This window comes from Streptococcus halichoeri (assembly GCF_019774635.1).
GTDB classification, from domain to species: Bacteria; Bacillota; Bacilli; order Lactobacillales; family Streptococcaceae; genus Streptococcus; species Streptococcus halichoeri.
Genome location: NZ_CP081502.1, coordinates 1,661,954 through 1,680,502, shown reverse-complemented (window position 1 = coordinate 1,680,502; position 18,549 = coordinate 1,661,954). Strand labels below are relative to the sequence as shown.

16 protein-coding genes are annotated in these 18,549 nt (G+C 44.5%); 15 read left to right on the top strand and 1 reads right to left on the bottom strand.

Translation table 11 applies throughout. The features are described from left to right. Positions 1–34 precede the first annotated feature (34 nt). The 14 genes from K5J94_RS07930 to budA all read left to right on the top strand — a co-directional run bounded on the left by K5J94_RS07930 (position 35) and on the right by budA (position 15,232). A complete protein-coding gene (locus tag K5J94_RS07930; RefSeq protein ID WP_221912825.1) occupies positions 35–727 on the top strand; it encodes a DnaD domain-containing protein in 693 nt (230 codons plus the stop codon). Next, positions 727–1,389 (top strand): endonuclease III, encoded by a 663-nt coding sequence (nth, locus tag K5J94_RS07925; RefSeq protein WP_159544894.1) that lies wholly within the window; start codon positions 727–729, stop codon positions 1,387–1,389. The genes K5J94_RS07930 and nth overlap by 1 nt, the downstream gene beginning before the upstream one ends. A 422-nt stretch (positions 1,390–1,811) precedes the next feature. Next, positions 1,812–2,498: a tRNA (adenine(22)-N(1))-methyltransferase gene (locus K5J94_RS07920; protein WP_159583940.1), complete on the top strand. Its 687-nt coding sequence runs from the start codon at positions 1,812–1,814 to the stop codon at positions 2,496–2,498. Next, positions 2,485–3,276 carry a Nif3-like dinuclear metal center hexameric protein gene (locus K5J94_RS07915; protein ID WP_221912823.1) on the top strand — a complete coding sequence of 264 codons (792 nt, stop codon included), beginning with the start codon at positions 2,485–2,487 and terminating at the stop codon, positions 3,274–3,276. Before K5J94_RS07920 ends, K5J94_RS07915 begins: the two co-directional genes overlap by 14 nt. A 180-nt stretch (positions 3,277–3,456) precedes the next feature. Beyond that, a complete protein-coding gene (locus K5J94_RS07910; RefSeq protein WP_159544888.1) occupies positions 3,457–4,554 on the top strand; it encodes an NAD(P)/FAD-dependent oxidoreductase in 1,098 nt (365 codons plus the stop codon). A gap of 182 nt (positions 4,555–4,736) precedes the next feature. After that, the gene (gene rfbA / locus K5J94_RS07905) at positions 4,737–5,606 is read left to right on the top strand and encodes a glucose-1-phosphate thymidylyltransferase RfbA (RefSeq protein WP_159544886.1); all 870 of its coding nucleotides are present in this window, start codon (positions 4,737–4,739) and stop codon (positions 5,604–5,606) included. Then, on the top strand, positions 5,606–6,199 hold the full coding sequence (locus K5J94_RS07900) for a dTDP-4-dehydrorhamnose 3,5-epimerase family protein (RefSeq protein WP_159583934.1): 594 nt from the start codon (positions 5,606–5,608) through the stop codon (positions 6,197–6,199). Before rfbA ends, K5J94_RS07900 begins: the two co-directional genes overlap by 1 nt. Positions 6,200–6,550: 351 nt before the next feature. Further along, on the top strand, positions 6,551–7,597 hold the full coding sequence (gene rfbB / locus K5J94_RS07895; protein WP_159564227.1) for a dTDP-glucose 4,6-dehydratase: 1,047 nt from the start codon (positions 6,551–6,553) through the stop codon (positions 7,595–7,597). Next, complete coding sequence (locus tag K5J94_RS07890; protein ID WP_231700351.1) at positions 7,594–9,333, top strand: glycosyltransferase family protein; 1,740 nt, start codon at positions 7,594–7,596, stop codon at positions 9,331–9,333. The genes rfbB and K5J94_RS07890 overlap by 4 nt, the downstream gene beginning before the upstream one ends. A gap of 461 nt (positions 9,334–9,794) precedes the next feature. After that, complete coding sequence (locus K5J94_RS07885; RefSeq protein WP_159544880.1) at positions 9,795–10,313, top strand: NUDIX hydrolase; 519 nt, start codon at positions 9,795–9,797, stop codon at positions 10,311–10,313. Positions 10,314–10,315: 2 nt separating this feature from the next. Then, the gene (locus K5J94_RS07880; protein WP_159544878.1) at positions 10,316–11,497 is read left to right on the top strand and encodes an AI-2E family transporter; all 1,182 of its coding nucleotides are present in this window, start codon (positions 10,316–10,318) and stop codon (positions 11,495–11,497) included. Then, positions 11,487–12,716, top strand: coding sequence for a tetratricopeptide repeat protein (locus K5J94_RS07875; RefSeq protein ID WP_159564229.1), 1,230 nt, complete (start codon positions 11,487–11,489; stop codon positions 12,714–12,716). Before K5J94_RS07880 ends, K5J94_RS07875 begins: the two co-directional genes overlap by 11 nt. A gap of 108 nt (positions 12,717–12,824) precedes the next feature. Then, entirely contained in the window at positions 12,825–14,501 is a 1,677-nt protein-coding gene (alsS, locus tag K5J94_RS07870) for an acetolactate synthase AlsS (protein WP_159548663.1), read from the top strand. 11 nt (positions 14,502–14,512) lie between these two features. Beyond that, positions 14,513–15,232, top strand: coding sequence for an acetolactate decarboxylase (gene budA / locus K5J94_RS07865; RefSeq protein ID WP_159720641.1), 720 nt, complete (start codon positions 14,513–14,515; stop codon positions 15,230–15,232). 319 nt (positions 15,233–15,551) lie between these two features. Here the strand turns inward: budA and K5J94_RS07860 are convergent, their stop codons facing one another. Further along, positions 15,552–17,216 (bottom strand): Rqc2 family fibronectin-binding protein, encoded by a 1,665-nt coding sequence (locus K5J94_RS07860; RefSeq protein WP_159548792.1) that lies wholly within the window; start codon positions 17,214–17,216, stop codon positions 15,552–15,554. Positions 17,217–17,544: 328 nt separating this feature from the next. Between K5J94_RS07860 and trpX the strand changes: the two genes are divergently transcribed. Continuing rightward, complete coding sequence (gene trpX, locus K5J94_RS07855; RefSeq protein ID WP_159564233.1) at positions 17,545–18,540, top strand: tryptophan ABC transporter substrate-binding protein; 996 nt, start codon at positions 17,545–17,547, stop codon at positions 18,538–18,540. Positions 18,541–18,549: the final 9 nt, after the last annotated feature.

Below are 18,549 nucleotides of genomic sequence, written 5' to 3'. Positions count from 1 at the left end.
CCTAACTACTAATGACTAGTGAGAATGGGGGATTATGAGTTATTTAGAGCACTATAAATCAGGCAACTTGGTTTTTCCAAGTGCCTTGCTTTTTCATTATAAGGATCTTTTTAATAATCCAGATGATTTTTTGGTGTGGCAGTTTTTTTACCTGCAAAATACCACAAGCAAAGAGGAGATTGTTCCCAGTCAAATTGCTAAGGCGCTGGGAAAAACAGTAGCTGACATCAATAAAGCCATTGCTAGTTTAAGCCAGCAGCAGCTTTTAGATATGAAAACCATTGAGTTGGCCGGCGAGATTGAAACCATTTTTGATGCAACCCCTGCCTTGGCTAAATTAGATGAAGTCATTGCAAAGGCTAAACAACCCCATGCAACTGATACCGACGTTGCTACACCAATCAATCCCCTGCGCAGCCTGGTGACCGATTTTGAACAAGAATTAGGGCGTTTACTTAGTCCCTTTGAGTTAGAAGACTTGCAAAAAACTGTCAGTGAGGATAAGGTTGACCCTGATTTGATCCGCGAAGCCCTTCGCGAAGCTGTTTTTAATGGCAAAACCAATTGGAAATACATCCAAGCAATCCTGCGCAATTGGCGCAAGGAGGGTATTGCTAATTTGCGGCAAGTCAAAGAAAAGCAGCAAGAACGTGAGACAAAAAACCAGCAGGTGGCCGTTTCAGATGACTTTTTAGCGGCGATGAATTTATGGAGTGATGATGAGTAATGCGCATCGGTAAAGAACGGTTACGTAAAGTTTTAGCAATTATTGCGGAGATGTTTCCAGAGGCAAAGGGCGAACTAACTTGGCAACCTGATCGCCCCTATCAGTTATTGATTGCTGTCATCTTGTCAGCCCAAACAACGGATAAGGCCGTAAATAAGGTAACACCAGTTTTATGGGCTAAATATCCAGATTTGGCTGATTTGGCGGCAGCTGAGCTTTCTGATGTTGAAACCTGTCTGCGTACCATTGGCCTTTACAAAAACAAGGCCAAAAACATTATCAGAACAGCGCAATTACTACTAGAGGAGTTTGACGGGCAAGTCCCTAAAACGCACGCCCAACTCGAAAGCCTGCCAGGAGTTGGTCGCAAAACAGCAAATGTGGTACTAGGTGAAGTTTATAATATTCCAGGGATAGCTGTTGATACTCATGTCGCGCGCGTGGCCAAGCGGCTCAACATCTCAGCCCCTGATGCTTCTGTTACCCAAATCGAAACGGATCTAATGGCAAAAATTCCTAAACGAGACTGGGTCAAGACCCACCACCGCTTGATTTTCTTTGGGCGATATCATTGCCTGGCTAAGAATCCCAAATGTCAGGAATGTCCCGTCCAAAGCTACTGCCATTATTACAAACAATTGCAGAAAAAAAGTCTGAGTTGACCTGCATTCCAAAAGCTAGCCAAATTTTCCAAAACCTTTGCGAGTCTTAAGAAGGTAATACAGTAAATAAATGAGTGATTACTCTTAGAAATGTTGATAGGACAGACTTCTAAGAGTTTTTCATTTTCAGTGATAAAGCCCCCTGATGCCACAGCCGCAAGCCCGTTGAGCTGCTCGCTGATATAGTCACTAACACGCCATCTTTACAAGGCGAGCAGCATCCTTTCTTACCAACACAGCAGTGAGATGGGCGAGCGCAGCAAATTTTGTTATAATGGTAAAAAGGTTGCACGCCTTGGGCTCAAAGGGCTTGTGCTTGATGTTGAAGGCACTACCTTCCACCAAGTAGCCGTGCCAGTTGCCTTAGCTGCTGCGAAAACACGAAGCAACCTAAAGCCAGAAGAAGAGAAAGTCTAAAAACCATGGAACACTTATCAAAACGTCTCAGCCTTGTTGCTGAAAAAATTCCTCCCGGTAGCCGTTTGTTAGATGTAGGAAGTGATCATGCTTACTTACCCATCTATCTAGCGTCCCAAGGCCTTATCGATAGAGCGGTAGCTGGAGAAGTGGTCAAAGGCCCGTACGAATCTGCTTGTCGTAATGTCGCTGCGCATGGCCTGCAACAAGTCATTTCGGTTCGCCTGGCCAATGGCTTAGCCGCCATGCAAGCTGAAGATGGCATCACAGCTGTGAGCATCTGTGGCATGGGTGGCCGTTTGATTGCTGATATTCTTGGAGCAGGCCAGGCCCAGTTAGCGACAGTAAAAACCCTGGTGCTCCAACCCAATAATCGTGAAGATGAATTACGCCAGTGGTTAGTGGCCCATCAATTTGCCATTGTTGCTGAAACCATTCTTATGGAAAATGATAAATATTATGAGATTATAGTGGCCCAGCCCGGCCACCAAATGCTTGATGCTAAAGCTTATCGCTTTGGGCCATTTTTGTCCCAGGCCAAGACAGCTGTCTTTAAGGCCAAGTGGCACAGAGAATATGTTAAATTAGCCGAGGCACTTGCTTGTGTGCCCCACGCCCGCACCAAAGACCGCGCAGCCATTACCCAAAAAATGGCTGCTATTAAGGAGATGATTGAAGATGAAGGCAAGTGATATTATTGAACGCTACGAAGCATTTTGCCCGCCAGACTTATCCCTTGAGGGAGACAGTGTTGGGCTACAAGTTGGGCGGTTGACTAAGGATGTTGAGCGGGTCATGGTGACCTTGGATATTCGGGAACAAACAGTCGCAGAAGCCATCGCGTGTGGTGTGGATCTGATCATCACAAAACACGCCCCTATTCATAAAGGCTTGAAGGACTTGGTTGCTTCTCCCCAGCGTGATATTGTCTTAAGCCTCGTTAAGCATGATATTGCAGTCTATGTCAGTCACACCAATATTGATGTGGTTCCTGGTGGATTGAATGACTGGTTTTGCCAAGAATTGGGAATTGAAGAGCCGCGCCCGCTGGCTGAGACAAAAAATGGCTTTGGCCTTGGCCGCATTGGCCATATTCAGCCCCAAAGCTTAGAAGCCTTCGCGCATAAAATCAAGACTGTCTTTGGATTAGACAGCATCTGCCTGGTGCGCTACGGAAAGGCCAATCCGCTGATAGAGACAGTGGCCATCTGTGGTGGCTCTGGCGATAAATTTTATCCGCAGGCCCGAGACAAGGGAGCGGATGTTTATGTGACCGGCGATATTTATTATCATACTGCCCATGAGATGTTAACCGATGGCCTGGTGGCCATTGATCCTGGTCACCACATTGAAGTTCTCTTTATTGATGGTGTTTTGCGAAAATTAGAAGAATGGAAAAAACAAGAAGGCTGGTCAGTCAGCTTTCTAGCCAGTCAGCGCTCCACTAATCCCTTTAGCCACTTATCTTAGGAGCAGGCCGCAAGACACACCCCAGACTCAGGCGGGTTAGCAACGGATTAGATATAAGGCCCTATCAGGGAAGTCATAATGATTAAACCATAAAAAGCAAAAACCTCAAGTCTGCTTGCCTTAACAAGATAGGGCAAAGCATTAGCCAGTGTTTTTAGCTTACCCATACCAGGAGGAAAGATGCGCATTGCAATTATTGGAGCGGGCATTGTCGGCTCTACCGCAGCCTACTATTTATCCCGTCTCGGACAAGCAGAAGTAGTCCTATTTGATGAAGGTCTTGGCCAAGCTACCAAGGCTGCAGCAGGCATTATTTGCCCTTGGTTCTCCAAGCGTCGCAATAAAGCCTGGTATCAGTTAGCCGATGCGGGGGCCAAGTTTTACCCACGCCTCATACAAGATTTGCTGGCTGATGGCTATCCTAATACTTCTTACCAGCAGACCGGAGTTTATGTTTTAAAAAAAGATTCCAGCAAGCTAGAGGAGCTCTATCACATCGCTTTGCAGCGTCAGCACTCCTCTCCTATTATCGGACAGCTATCACTGCAAGATTATGCCCAAGCTAGCGGTGCTTTTCCAGAATTAAAGGGCTATGAACGCACCCTGGTTGCCCAGGGTGCTGCCCGTGTTGATGGGCATGACCTTTGCCGCTTATTGCAAACAGCAGCAGGTTACCCTCTTTATCAGCAAAAGGTCAGCCTTAGGCAAAAAGGCCAGGGCTATGAGATTGCAGGACACTATTTTGATCGGGTGATCCTAGCTTGTGGCGCCTGGCTTGGTCAGTTGCTAGAGCCTTTGGGTTACCACGTAGATGTCCGGCCGCAAAAAGGACAATTATTGGATTATCACCTACCGAATCAAGCAAGCGACCAGTGGCCGGTAGTTATGCCAGAAGGAGAGATTGATATTATTCCTTTTACACAGGGAAAAGTAGTGGTCGGTGCCAGCCATGAAAATGACCAGGGCTTTGATATTAGTCCAGATCAAGACATTCTTGATAGCTTAGCTGCTCAAGCAAGTCCCTTTTTACCAGCCTTAGCTACTGCGCCTCTACCTACCAGTCGAGTAGGCATTCGGGCTTATACTCGAGACTTTTTACCTTTTTTTGGGTCAGTACCCAACAAACCCAGACTATATGTCGCAAGTGGTTTAGGCTCAACCGGCTTAACAGTAGGGCCAATCATCGGACAGCAATTGGCCAAGTTGGCACTTGATCAAGAGCTAGATATGGCGATTGAAGCTTATAATCCTGCTGCCTATCTAACGCTTCTAGCCTAAGAACTAAAGCTGGCTTTTGCCTCTTGTGAGGGACAACCAAGCTCTTAAGGTCAAGGTGATCAGTATTTGTGTTACGTGCTAGGATTGTTTGTTGGTCATCTGCACAGGCTTACAGTAAAACATGACACTGCTTCTAAAAAATGGTAGAATGGTAACGATATAGAAACTGAAGGAGACCTATTATGAAAGGTATAATACTGGCTGGCGGATCAGGAACACGTTTGTATCCGTTGACACGGGCGGCATCTAAGCAATTGATGCCCATCTATGATAAACCAATGATTTATTATCCCTTGTCAACCTTAATGTTAGCTGGCATTAAGGACATCCTCATTATTTCCACGCCACAAGATTTACCGCGTTTTGAAGAATTGCTTGGTGATGGTTCAGAGTTTGGCATTTCCTTGTCTTATGCTGAGCAACCTAGTCCAGATGGCTTGGCGCAAGCCTTTATCATTGGCGAAGAGTTTATTGGGAATGATCATGTAGCCTTGATCCTTGGCGATAATATTTACCATGGTAATGGCCTGACTAAGCTCCTTCAGAAAGCTGCGGCTAAAGACAAGGGAGCTACTGTCTTTGGCTACCAGGTCAAAGATCCCGAGCGTTTTGGTGTGGTTGCATTTGATGATGATATGAATGCTATCTCCATTGAGGAAAAACCGGCAGAGCCAAAATCCAACTACGCAGTAACCGGCTTGTATTTTTATGATAATGATGTCGTTGATATTGCTAAAAGCATCAAACCCAGCCCGCGCGGCGAGTTGGAAATTACAGATGTGAACAAAGCCTATTTGGAACGCGGCGACCTCTCGGTCGAATTAATGGGACGTGGTTTTGCCTGGCTTGATACAGGAACCCATGAAAGCTTACTTGAGGCAGCTCAATACATCGAAACCGTTCAACGCTTGCAAAATGCCCAGGTCGCAAACTTAGAAGAGATTGCCTACCGTATGGGCTACATTACTAAAGAACAAGTCTTGCAGCTAGCTCAGCCATTAAAGAAAAACGAATACGGTCAATATCTACTTCGTTTGATTGGAGAAATGTAATGTCAGAACAATTTTTTGAAAAGCCACTAGCCGCGCGACCCGTCAGCGGAATCCCTGGCATGCTCGAATTTGATATTCCAGTTCATGGAGATAACCGTGGCTGGTTTAAAGAAAACTTTCAAAAGGAAAAAATGCTACCTCTGGGCTTTCCAGAAAGTTTTTTTGCGGCCGGCAAGCTGCAAAATAACATTAGCTTTTCACATAAAAATGTCCTACGGGGCTTGCATGCAGAACCATGGGACAAGTACATTTCAGTAGCTGACGGAGGCAAAGTATTAGGAGCTTGGGTTGACTTACGCCAAGGCGAGAGTTTTGGTAATACCTATCAAGCAATCATTGATGCCTCAAAAGGTATCTTTGTCCCGCGCGGTGTGGCCAATGGCTTTCAAGTGTTGACAGATACGGTGTCTTACAGCTATTTGGTCAATGATTATTGGGCTCTTGAACTCAAACCCAAATACGCCTTTGTGAATTACGCGGACCCAAGCCTCGGGATTGAGTGGCAAAATCTGTCAGCTGCTGAAGTCTCAGCGGCAGATAAAAAACATCCCTTTTTACAGGATGTAAAACCGCTCATTATAACCGCACGCTAGCCTTCTTTACTTGCTAGTAACAAGCACACAGTGGTGGGCTGTTAGGCTGTGAAATAGCTAGCGCGACCACCAGCTGGTCTAAAAGCCATTAGCCTGCAGCACTCGCTTTGATGAAAAGCAACAGCTCCGCCAAGCTTATTTTTAGAGCAAAACATATGGTAGCAAAAAGCCTAATAGCTTTGTAACCCAAGCTTTCTCACGCAGCTAACCTTAGGAAAGCTTGACGTGTCAGGACAAGTGTTGTCGTATGGCTTTTGCTTCTAAAAACCAAGTGCTTTGATTTGCTTTTTGGGGTGTTTGAACCAGCATCTAGAAAGTAAGGCATTAAAAAATATTGTTAAGGAAATAACTATGTCAGACTATAAAAAGATTATCGTTACAGGGGGGGCTGGTTTTATCGGCTCTAACTTTGTGCATTATCTCTATAATAACCACCCTGATGTCCAAGTGACCGTTCTGGATAAATTAACCTACGCTGGAAATCGCGCCAACATTGAAGCCATTCTTGGTGATCGGGTCAAACTTGTTGTAGGCGATATTGCTGATGCAGAATTGGTCAATAAGCTTGCAGCTGATGCGGATGCTATTGTTCACTACGCAGCTGAGAGTCATAATGATAATTCCCTTAAAGACCCAAGCCCCTTTATTCATACGAACTTTATCGGGACCTACACCTTGTTAGAAGCAGCCCGCAAATTTGATTTGCGTTTTCATCATGTGTCAACAGATGAAGTCTATGGTGATCTGCCGCTGCGCGAAGATTTACCTGGACACGGAGAAGGTCCAGGGGAAAAATTCACTGCCAAAACCAATTACAATCCCTCATCGCCTTATTCTTCCACCAAAGCGGCATCTGACTTGATTGTAAAAGCTTGGGTGCGTTCTTTTGGTGTCAAAGCGACCATTTCCAATTGCTCAAACAATTACGGCCCTTACCAGCATATTGAAAAATTCATTCCCCGCCAAATTACGAATATCTTATCAGGTATCAAACCAAAACTTTATGGGGAAGGAAAGAATGTCCGTGACTGGATCCATACCAATGACCATTCAACTGGAGTGTGGGCGATCTTGACAAAAGGAGTCATTGGCCAAACTTATCTGATTGGTGCAGATGGTGAGAAAAGCAATAAAGAAGTCTTAGAACTCATCCTTGAGAAAATGGGGCAGCCCAAAGACGCTTATGATCACGTGACAGACCGAGCTGGCCATGATTTGCGCTATGCTATTGATGCCACTAAGCTACGTGAAGAGCTGGGCTGGCAACCAGAATTTACCAATTTTGAACAAGGCTTAGAAGAAACCATCAAATGGTATCGTGACCATCAAGCATGGTGGCAAGCAGAAAAAGCTGAGGTCGAAGCTAACTATGCTAAAACCCAAGAGATACTAAAGTGAGGCTTGATGTGTTTCATAATGATTACTCACTAAACAAAGAACATGACAAAAAAGTAGCAGCGCCTTTTGCTCTACTCTTTTTGTATACAGTTGTCATCATCGCTTGTTCCTACCAAGTCATCACTAGGCAGGATTCTGACCTTGCCTTTCATATGGCCCGCATTGCAGGGCTCGCCCAGTCCTTGCGCCATGGCGATTTCCTTCCTAATTTGAATTTTCTTTTTGGTAATGGTGTGGGCTATGCTGTTCCGATGTTCTATGGCCAATGGCTGCTCTATCTACCGGCCGGTCTCTTTCTTTTGACCAAGTCCATCACCTTTGCTTATGTTGGTTATGCTTTCTTTTTGACCTTGGTCAGTGTCTATGGGACTTTTATCGTCTTTAGGACCATCAGTCACAACCAAAGCTTGGCCTTTGTACTAGCCTTGTACCCTCCCTTGGTCTATGCCAATTTTGGCTATGGCATGACAGCTGCCACTCCCTTGATTCCTTTTTTGATTCTGGCTATTTATCAGATTGTCTTTGAAAATCGCCAAGCAGCGCTCTTATTAGGCATTGTGATTGCTTTATTGATCCAAACGCACATTATCTCAACCCTGGTTCTAGCAATCATGTCCCTCTTTTTCTTGGCACTAAATTATCAGTATTTAAACTGGCAAAAGCTACTCGAATGTGTTAAAGGTGGCCTACTTGGCCTGGTATTAAGCATTGGGTTTTGGCTACAATTGCTGGAGCAAACGCATAGCCAAGTCTTTTATGCCAATTGGACCACCCGGCCCTTCATGGGGATGTCTGGCGCTGCACGGAGTTTTTATGAAATCCTGCAGATGTTCTTTGATAGTAATTCAAGTGGCATCAGTATTGCCTACCATTCTCCTTTGATTATCTTTGTGACCTTGCTGCTTTCGAGCCAATTGGTCAAATGGCCAAGGCTGAGCGTGCAAAGTAAAAGGCTAGCTGCTCTGATTTTAGGCTTACTACTTATGGCTTCTTCTGTTTTCCCCTGGAATCAATTGAAATACAGCCCACTTGGCGTCTTTCAATGGCCGGGACGCCTGTTGACCTTTATTCCTAGCTTGGCTCTTTTAATATTCGCCATTGACAATCGTTCCCTAAAAAGAGCCATCCAATACTTTCTCATTGGCTTTGCCATGTATATGTCCATGGTGGTTCTGAGAAACCAAGGAGCAGCAGTTGCTTATAATCACTCAATGGAAAGTCAAATGAAACAGGCCTATGCTGGTGCTAATAACATTGATGGCTTTTCAGGGATGGAGTATTTGACAGTAGATGTGGACCACCACAAGGCCAATCAAAAAGCAGCTTTGAGCCAATTTCAGCGGCAGGGTCGCAACTATCACCTATCCAAGCTCAAAACGGCCTATAACCAGCTTGATTTTGACATTAGCCTGGATCACGCTCCTGCCACAGTGCAGCTTCCGCGCATCTGGTACAAAGGCTATCGGGCCACCTATTCTCAAGGCGCCAAAGGAAGTCAGCCGGCCTTAGCAACTGTGCCCCTATCAAAAAACGAAATTTCAAAAAGAGCTAAAAACCACCAGCCGCACCACCAGCAAAAGGTCCTAAATAATGGCTTAGCTCAAATCCATGTCCAAAGAAGTGGTCATGTCCACATTAGTTATCAAAAAACGCCCCTGCAAAAATTGAGCTTTGGTTTGGAGTTCTTGAGCTGGCTCTTGGTTATCCTTTGGGGATTTAAAAAAAGTAAGGACTAATCACCCCGTGTACACTCTGTCTTAACCCCTCTAGCTTAGCAAGCTAAGCTAGCAACCTTCTTATTGCGATCTGTTGTCAAAGAAAGTGGTGAACAGCTAACAAAGTAAAAATAGGGGAAAGCAAAGAGGAATCTACCTAAGTAGGAGATAGATTCCTCTTTTTTCATTTTGGTTGAACTGTAGAACTCACTTTTTCAGTGGCCTTCCAAAAATGTTTCCTCTTTTGTGATTTTTAGAGCGATTAAGAGGAGTTTACAAAACCCTGGCGTGACCTTAGCGACTCCAGAAATGGCAGAGCCCTTCTTATAAGGAGCTTTTTTGCTGGCTGTTAACACTTTGCTTTTTATGGATAAGAGCATCAGGCTACCATTTCTTGTCATGCTTTTTCAATAAATCATTCGCAATCTGAGTAGAGATTGGTATAATAGTAGAAAAGTAAATAGAAAGAGATGAGGCAAGAGATGACCAAATTAGCAACAATTTGCTACATTGATAATGGAACGTCTTTATTATTGTTGCATCGCAATAAAAAAGAAAATGATGTGCATGCTGGTAAATGGATCTCTGTTGGTGGCAAATTAGAAGCAGGCGAGACACCTGATGCCTGTGCCATTCGAGAAATCTATGAAGAAACGCACCTGCAGGTCAAAGACATGTCCTTTCGCGGCGTGATTACCTTTCCCAATTTTACCCCAAACGAAGATTGGTATACCTATGTTTTTAAGGTAACGGATTTTGAAGGGGAATTGATTGCTGATAGTGACTCTCGCGAAGGCACACTAGAGTGGGTCCCCTATGAGCAAGTCTTAGAAAAACCTACTTGGCAAGGAGACTATGAGATTTTAACATGGATTCTAGAAGATCGCCCCTTTTTTTCTGCTAAATTTTGCTATGATCAAGACAATCATTTGCTAGATAAAGAAGTAAGCTTTTATGGCAGGGGCACCCATGCAAGCACTAATGAGAAAGGAGTATTGTAGCTATGCAATTTTTAAATGACCAAGATCCCAAAGAGACTTGGTTTTATAAATGGGTTTTAAATAATAAGGCAGCTAATGCCCTCATTGTTTTATTGCTCTTATTTTTGACCATCTTGGTCTTTACAAAAATTTCTTTTCTCTTTTCTAAGGCTTCATCTTTTATCGCTGTCTTAATCTTACCCTTGGTCATTTCTACCATTCTCTATTACCTGACCAAACCCTTGGTTGATCTGATTGAAAAACTAGGTCCCAGCCGAACAGTGTCCATTTTTATTGTGTTTGGTTTGATTGTTCTTCTTTTAATCTGGGGCTTTGCTGGATTGATCCCGATGATTGGAGAGCAGATGACGACTTTTTTCCGTGATTTGCCTAACTATATCACAACCGTCAATCGGGAAATCAATCATTTACTTGAAAGCAAGTGGTTGGTCAACTACCACGCGCAGCTCCAGGATATGCTGACTAGTATTGGCCAAAAGGCCATTGGTTATGCCGAAGCCATTTCTAAAAACGCCCTTAATTGGGCAGGTTCCTTAGCAGGGACTATCGCGCGTATTACGGTATCCATTATCATTTCACCTTTTATTCTCTTTTATTTCTTGCGTGATAGCAGCAAGATGAAAGATGGCTTGGTAGATGTTTTGCCAACTGGCTTACGATTACCCGTCGGCCGCATTTTGGGTGATATTAATAAACAGTTATCCGGTTACGTGCAGGGGCAGGTTATGGTTGCGGTCACTGTTGGTATTATGTTTTCCATTATGTTTAGTGTTATTGGCTTACGCTATTCGATTACCTTTGGGATTATGGCCGGCTTTTTGAACATGATTCCCTATCTGGGTAGCTTTCTTGCGATGATCCCAGTTGTCATCATGGGTTTAGTACAAGGTCCACTTATGCTGGTCAAAGTTTTGGTGGTCTTTACCATCGAACAGACCATTGAGGGCCGCTTTGTGACCCCACTGGTTATTGGCAATAAATTAAGTATCCATCCGATTACGATTATGTTTTTATTGCTAGGCGCAGGAGCGATGTTTGGTGTTTGGGGCGTCTTCTTAATCATTCCGATATATGCTTCAATCAAAGTCATTGTAAAAGAACTGTTTGAATGGTATAAGGGGGTCAGCAACTTATATGTGGATAAAAAGATTATTGTAGAGGAGAAGGCAGATCATGTTGAATAGTGAAAAAATGCTTGCCTCCTTAGATCGGCATGATTTTGCTCGAGCAGCTAAATATTTTGAGCGGGCTTTAGCATCAGACCCCTCAGACAGTCTCTTGGCTCTCGCCGAGTATTTGCAAGGAATGGGGTATTTAGATGATGCCAAGCGTGCCTTTGAAAAGGTTCGCACTGATTATCCCGAAGCAAATATCAACTTAGCACAGATTCTGGCAGAAGACGGTGACATGGACCAGGCCTTTTTCTATTTGGATGCACTGCCCCAGGATGATCCTAACTATCCCACGGCCCTCATGGTCATGGCTGACCTGTATGATATGGAAGGCTTGGCCGATGTTGCCCATGAAAAACTCCTCTTAGCTAGTCACTATAGCCAGGACCCGCTGATTCTATTGGGTTTAGCAGAGTTAGAAATGGAGCTTGAGCGCTACCAAGAGGCTATCACCCATTATGCTGCACTTGATAATCGTGAGATTTTGGCCCAGACAGGGCTTTCGACTTATGAGCGAATTGGTAAAGCCTATGCCCATTTGGGGAAATTTGAAGCGGCCATTGAATTTTTAGAAAAAGCGCTGTCCATTGAGTATGAAGATAGCACAGCTTTGGCATTAGCGACTCTTTATTTTGAGCAAGAAGAATACCAAAAAGCCAATCTCTATTTTAAGCAAGTTGATACCATTAACCCTGCTTATCCTGGTTATGAGTGGCTCTATGCCCAAAGCCTGCACCATGACCTAAAGCCAGAAGAGGCCTTACGTGTCGTTCAACAAGGTTTACGCAAAAATGCCTTTGATAGTCAACTTTTACTTTTAGGTTCACAACTGGCTTTTGAAACCCATGATCCTCAATTAGCCGAGGACTATTTGCTAAAAGCTAAAGAAGTTGCTGATGATTTAGAAGAAATTGAGCTGCGCTTATCGTCACTCTATCTTGATCAAGAACGCTATGAGGATTTAATTGCCCTAGATCACGACCAGCTGGACCAGGTCTTAACCAAATGGAATATCGCTAAGGCCTATCATGAACTAGACCAGGAGCAAGCCCTTTTTGCCTACCAAGCGCTAGCTCCTGATTTGCAGACCAATCCGGAATTTTTACAGGAGTATGCCTATATTTTACGGGAATTTGGCCACTTGCAAGATGCAGCCCAGGTTGTAAGTGCCTATTTGGCTCTTGTGCCTGATGACATTAATATGCAGGCCTTGCGTGATCAACTAGAGTGAGTGAAAAATAGCTGAAAACGTGATGAAAAAATTCACAAATAAATGAAAAGAAGTTTGATAACAATAGTGTTATAATAGATAATATATTGTGAAATAAGGAGTAAGCGAATGACTGAATCAGAAAAAATGTATGGTGCTGACCTTGTGGTTGACAGCCTGATTAATCATGATGTCAAATACGTGTTTGGGATTCCTGGTGCCAAGATTGACCGGATTTTTGACACCTTAGAGGACAAGGGCCCAGAATTGATCGTCTCTAGACATGAGCAAAATGCTACTTTCATGGCTCAAGGTATTGGTCGGATCACCGGAGAACCAGGTGTCGTCATTGCCACCAGTGGACCAGGAATCTCTAACCTTGCGACGGGTCTAGTGACGGCAACAGCTGAAGGGGATGCCGTCTTGGCCATTGGTGGTCAGGTGAAGCGTGGGGATTTGTTAAAACGTTCCCATCAATCCATGAAAAACGTAGCCATGCTTGAGCCGATTACCAAATATTCTGTGGAAGTCCATGATTCCAATACCTTATCAGAGACTGTTGCCAATGCTTACCGCATTGCCAAAGCCGGTAAACCAGGGGCTAGCTTTATCTCTATTCCACAGGATGTCACAGACAGCCCTGTTTCTGTCAAAGCGATTAAACCTCTGACAGCGCCACAACTTGGTTCTGCTTCGGTGGCAGATATTAATTACTTAGCGCAAGCTATTCGCAACGCTGTCTTACCAGTGCTCTTGCTTGGTAATGGTGCCTCTTCTGAAAAAGTCACCGCCTCGATTCGTCGCTTGTTGGAAGCTGTTAAATTACCCGTTGTTGAAACCTTCCAGGGTGCTGGGATTGTCTCGCGTGACTTAGAAGAAGAGACCTTCTTTGGCCGCGTTGGCTTATTTCGCAACCAACCAGGAGATATGTTGCTGAAAAAAGCTGATCTTGTCATTGCTATTGGCTATGACCCGATTGAATATGAGGCCCGCAACTGGAATGCTGAATTTTCAGCTCGCACCATTGTTATTGATGTGGCTCAGGCAGAAATTGACACCTATTTCCAACCTGAGCGTGAGTTGATTGGGAGCATTGAAGATACCTTGGATCAATTGTTACCAGCCATTCGCGGCTACCAATTGCCAGAAGGCTCAGTCGAATACTTACAAAATCTCAAAAAAAATCTGGATGGGGATTTGAAGTTTGACCGCAAGTCCAAGGAAGGTTTGATTCATCCACTGGATGTGATGGAAGTGATGCAAGAGCAAACCAAGGATGATATGACTGTCACTGTTGATGTTGGTAGTCATTACATTTGGATGGCCCGTTATTTCAAATCCTATGAAGCCCGCCACCTGCTTTTCTCAAATGGAATGCAAACCCTTGGTGTGGCCCTCCCCTGGGCGATTGCAGCAGCCTTGGTTCGTCCCAACACCACTATTTTGTCTGTCTCAGGTGATGGTGGCTTCCTCTTTTCTGCGCAAGAACTCGAAGTGGCAGTTCGCCGCAAGCTGCCAATTGTCCACATGATCTGGAATGATGGCCGCTACAACATGGTGGAATTCCAAGAAGTGATGAAATATAATCGTTCTTCTGGTGTTCAATTGGGCGCCGTTGACTTTGTCAAGTATGCCGAAGCATTTGGTGCCAAAGGCTACCGCGTCAAGAGCAAAGAAGAATTCAAAGAAACGCTTGCTAAAGCCATTCAGGAATCCCAAGATGGCCCCATCTTGATTGATATTCCAATCGATTATAAGGATAATGGCCAATTAGGCGAGACAATCTTACCAGATGAGTTTTATTAAGAAGGTGCCCTATGTCAGATAAAAACACTTTATTTCAACATAATACCCTAGCTGCACTTATGGCCGGCTTGTATGAAGGGACACTTTCGCTTGAGCAATTGCTAGCGCACGGAGATTTTGGGATCGGGACGCTTGATAGCATTGATGGCGAATTGATTATTTATCAGGGCAAAGCCTACCAAGCCATCGGCACAGGCTCACAGGCAGAGGTCCTGGCCCTAAATGGGACAGAAATGGTCCCCTATGCCGCTGTTGCAAAGCATCGGGCGGACAAGGCTTTTTATCAAGCTACGCCTGTGACAGATAGTGACTTAAAAGAAAAGTTAGAAACTGCTTTTCCCAGTCGCAATCTTTTTTACAGTATCCAGATTAAAGGGACGTTTCAGCACATGCATGTGCGCATGATACCCAAAACGGCACCAGGGACCCGCTTTTCCCAAGTGGCCAGCCAGCAACCTGAGTTTCAGCAGACAGCAGTTGAAGGGGTCCTAGTAGGCTTTTGGACGCCAGAACTGTTTCATGGCGTGAGTGTTGCTGGTTACCACTTGCATTTCTTATCCAAGGATCACAGCTTTGGCGGCCACGTCATGGATTTTGTTCTGGAGGAAGGGCAGGTAGAAATTGGTATTCTTGATGCCTTGGAACAAGATTTTCCTCGCCAGAATCAAGCCTTTTTAGATCGGCAATTTGATGTTGACAGTTTGCGTGAGGACATTACGCAATCCGAATAGGCCACGCCTTACATGATTGAGGTAGTATGTGTCAGCTGAAATGATTTAAAGTAAGGACAATATTATAAAAAAAGCTAGATAAACTCTAGAATAGCAGGCTTTAGTTAAAAAAACTAAAGTTTAGCGATTCCAGGGTTTCTAGCTTTTTTGCTATTTTCCTAGTGCGAAAGAGCCTAAGCAATGCCGCCAGGCTCTAATTCAGTAGTGTTTGCTCACACAAAGCCCAATTGCTGAGTGGGGGCTCTTGTGAGTACTAGGGCTGCTTAGGTAGGGCTGATGTGGCTTGTTAATTGCAGCTCCAGCTCTGCCAGTCAGCCGCCTACCTTTGGTCCTTGTTAATGGCCATAGCTTTGATTTTTTCGGCTACCGGTGTGACTCGGAGTGTCTTTTGGCCGGTGTAAGTCACAAAACCTGGCTTTGCACCACTTGGCTTATGTAGTTTTTTAGCTTCAATCATATCAACCGGAACCAAGTTAGACAGCCTTGCCTTAGAAAAGTAAGCTGCTAATTCGGCGGCGTCTGTTTTAACCTCATCACTAGGATCTAAATTATCCTTGATAATGACGTGACTACCAGGAATGTCTTTGGCGTGGAACCAGAGTTCGCCTTTTTTAGCCATTTTAAAGGTTAAGGCATCATTTTGCAGATTATTGCGGCCAACCAAGATAAGGGTTTGACCGTCTGAAGCTAGGTAAGTTTCTGGTTTTTTACGTTTTTGCCGTTTATCACGTGTGCGCTGTTTGAGTAAGCCAGCTTCGACCAATTCTTCGCGGATATCTTCAATTTCATCCATGCCTGCTTGGGAGAGATTGTAGTCTACACTCTCTAAGTAGGCAATGCTTTGCTTGGTGTCTTGGATGAGGCCCTTGAGATGTTTAACGGCTTCTTTGAGTTTTTGATAACGTTTAAAATAGCGCTGGGCGTTTTGACTGGGCGTTAATGCCTTATCAAGAGCAATGGTCAATCTCGTATTGGTATAGTAGTTGGGTAAATCAACCTGGTCTTTATTGTTTGGAACTTGGTGTAAGAAGGTTGTGAGGAGTTCGCCCTTTTGCCGGTAGCTCTCAGCATCTTCGGTCGCTTTTAATTCGTCTTCTTGTTTTTTTAATTTTTTGATATTCTTATCCAACTCAGCTTGCACGCGATGCAGCAGGTCACTGGCTTGCTGTTGGATGCGGTCTTTTTCTGCCTTATCCTGGTAATAATGATCAAGCAGCTCAGATAGACTTGAGAAATCCTGCCGGGCATCAGGCAGCTGGATGGGGGCAAAGCCTTTTTCAGTCAAACAAGGGCTGGTCTGACGGGCAAAGAAAGCCCGAAATGCTTTCAATCGCTCGCTGGCTAATACCTGACTCAAGGCCTCTGCTGTATCTAGGCCCAACCCTTGGAAATGCTGCTGTAAGTTCTTTGGCGTAAGAGACTCAGTCTGTAAGATTTCAAACAAAGCTTGGTCGGAAATGCTAAAGGGGTTTTGCCCCTTGGTTGGTGGCGGGGCAATGTAGTCAGAGCCTGGTAAGATGGTTCGGTAGGTATTTTGACTAAATCCGACATGCTTGATTGATTCAATAATCTTGCCACTGGCGCGGTCCAATAAAATAATATTGCTATGCTTGCCCATGATTTCGACAATCAGTCTTGCTTGGACAGCATCACCAATCTCATCCTTATTAGAAAGCCCAATCTCTAAGATCCGATCGTTGTCAACCTGATTGATGGATTCAATTAAGGCGCCTTGTAAATACTTGCGCATTAACATCGTAAAGGTATTAGGAACAGCCGGATTATTGAAATCAGCCTTGGTGACTTGGACACGGCCAAAAACCGGATGGGCAGAGAGCAGCAACTTATAATTTTGTCTATGATTACGGATAGTTAGGACCAGCTCACGCTCAAAGGGCTGATTGACTTTTTGAATACGACCAAAAAGCAGTTGATTCTTTAATTCCTTGGTTAAATGATGTAAGAAAAAGCCGTCAAAGGACATGATTTCTCCCTTTCTGAATTCTAATTCCTTCATTATACCACATTTTTCACAGCTTCTTGCCCAAAGGCAGCAGTCCGACTTGCAATTTATCGTATTTACGTTATAATTGAAAAAAACGAGTAAGGATGGAAGCACCGATGAACACACTTTTAAAACATTTTTGGCAAAGCTGGCATAGATAGGTTGTGTTTATGAGTTCATAGATACAACTTTTAGTGTACCTCTAACTGTTGTCTCTATGCGCTAGCTATTCAAATAACAAGAGAGCGCCTAGTAGTAAACTACTAAGCGCTTTTTCGCTAAGTTTTCGTGATTGTGAGGATTTTTGATGAAAAATAAACCCCTAATATTAACGCTTTTTGCCCTAGTTTGTCTGGTTCTTGGGGCTATCTGGTATCAGCCCAAGCCCACGGTGAAAGACTTGCAGCATCAATCCGTCATTCGGGTTGGGATCTTGCAATTAGTGACGCATGAGGCCTTGGATCAGATTTGTGCTGGGACCATCGCAGAGCTAAAAGCCGACCTGCCCAAGGGCAAGCAGATTCATGTAGAGGTGCTTAATGCCGAAGGTGATCAAAATAAATTGCAAACCATGAGTAAGCAATTGGTCAGCAAAAACGATCTTGTCATTGGTATTGCAACGCCAGCAGCCCAAGCGCTAGCCCATGCCACCAAAGAAAAACCAGTCTTTATGTCGGCTGTTTCTGATCCTGTTGGGGCGAAATTGGTCACGAACTTGGGGCAGCCAAGGAGTAATGTGACGGGGCTTGCCACTCAGCTTCCGATAACCAAAACGCTTGACCTGATGCAGTCCTTGCTGCCTCAGCTAAAGACTATTGGTGTGCTCTATGCCAGTAGCGAAGATAATTCGGCATCACAAGTGGCTGCTTTTACCCAAAAAGCCGAAGCTAGAGGCTACCATGTCAAGCCCTATGCGGTCCCTTCAACCAACGAGATCGCAACGACAATGACAGTCCTTGCTCAATCTGTTGATGCGCTTTTTATCCCGCAAGACAATACCATCGCCTCAGCATTTCCTCTTGTTGTCAAGATAGCTCAGGCGCAGCAATTACCGGTTTTCCCTAGTGTGGACACCATGGTCAAAGCAGGGGGCTTGGCTTGTGTTTTTCAAAATCAATATCAGTTAGGGGTCAAATCGGCTAAGCAGGTCAAGCAATTGATTGCTGGCAAAAAGCTAAAGGATATTCCCATTGAGGTGGTCGATGATGGCCAAGCCTTGGTCAATAGCCAAGTCGCTGAAGCATTGAAGATCCCTCTACCGGAATCAACGAACTATCAACGTCTGCCAACTGTAACACATTAAGAAAGGTGT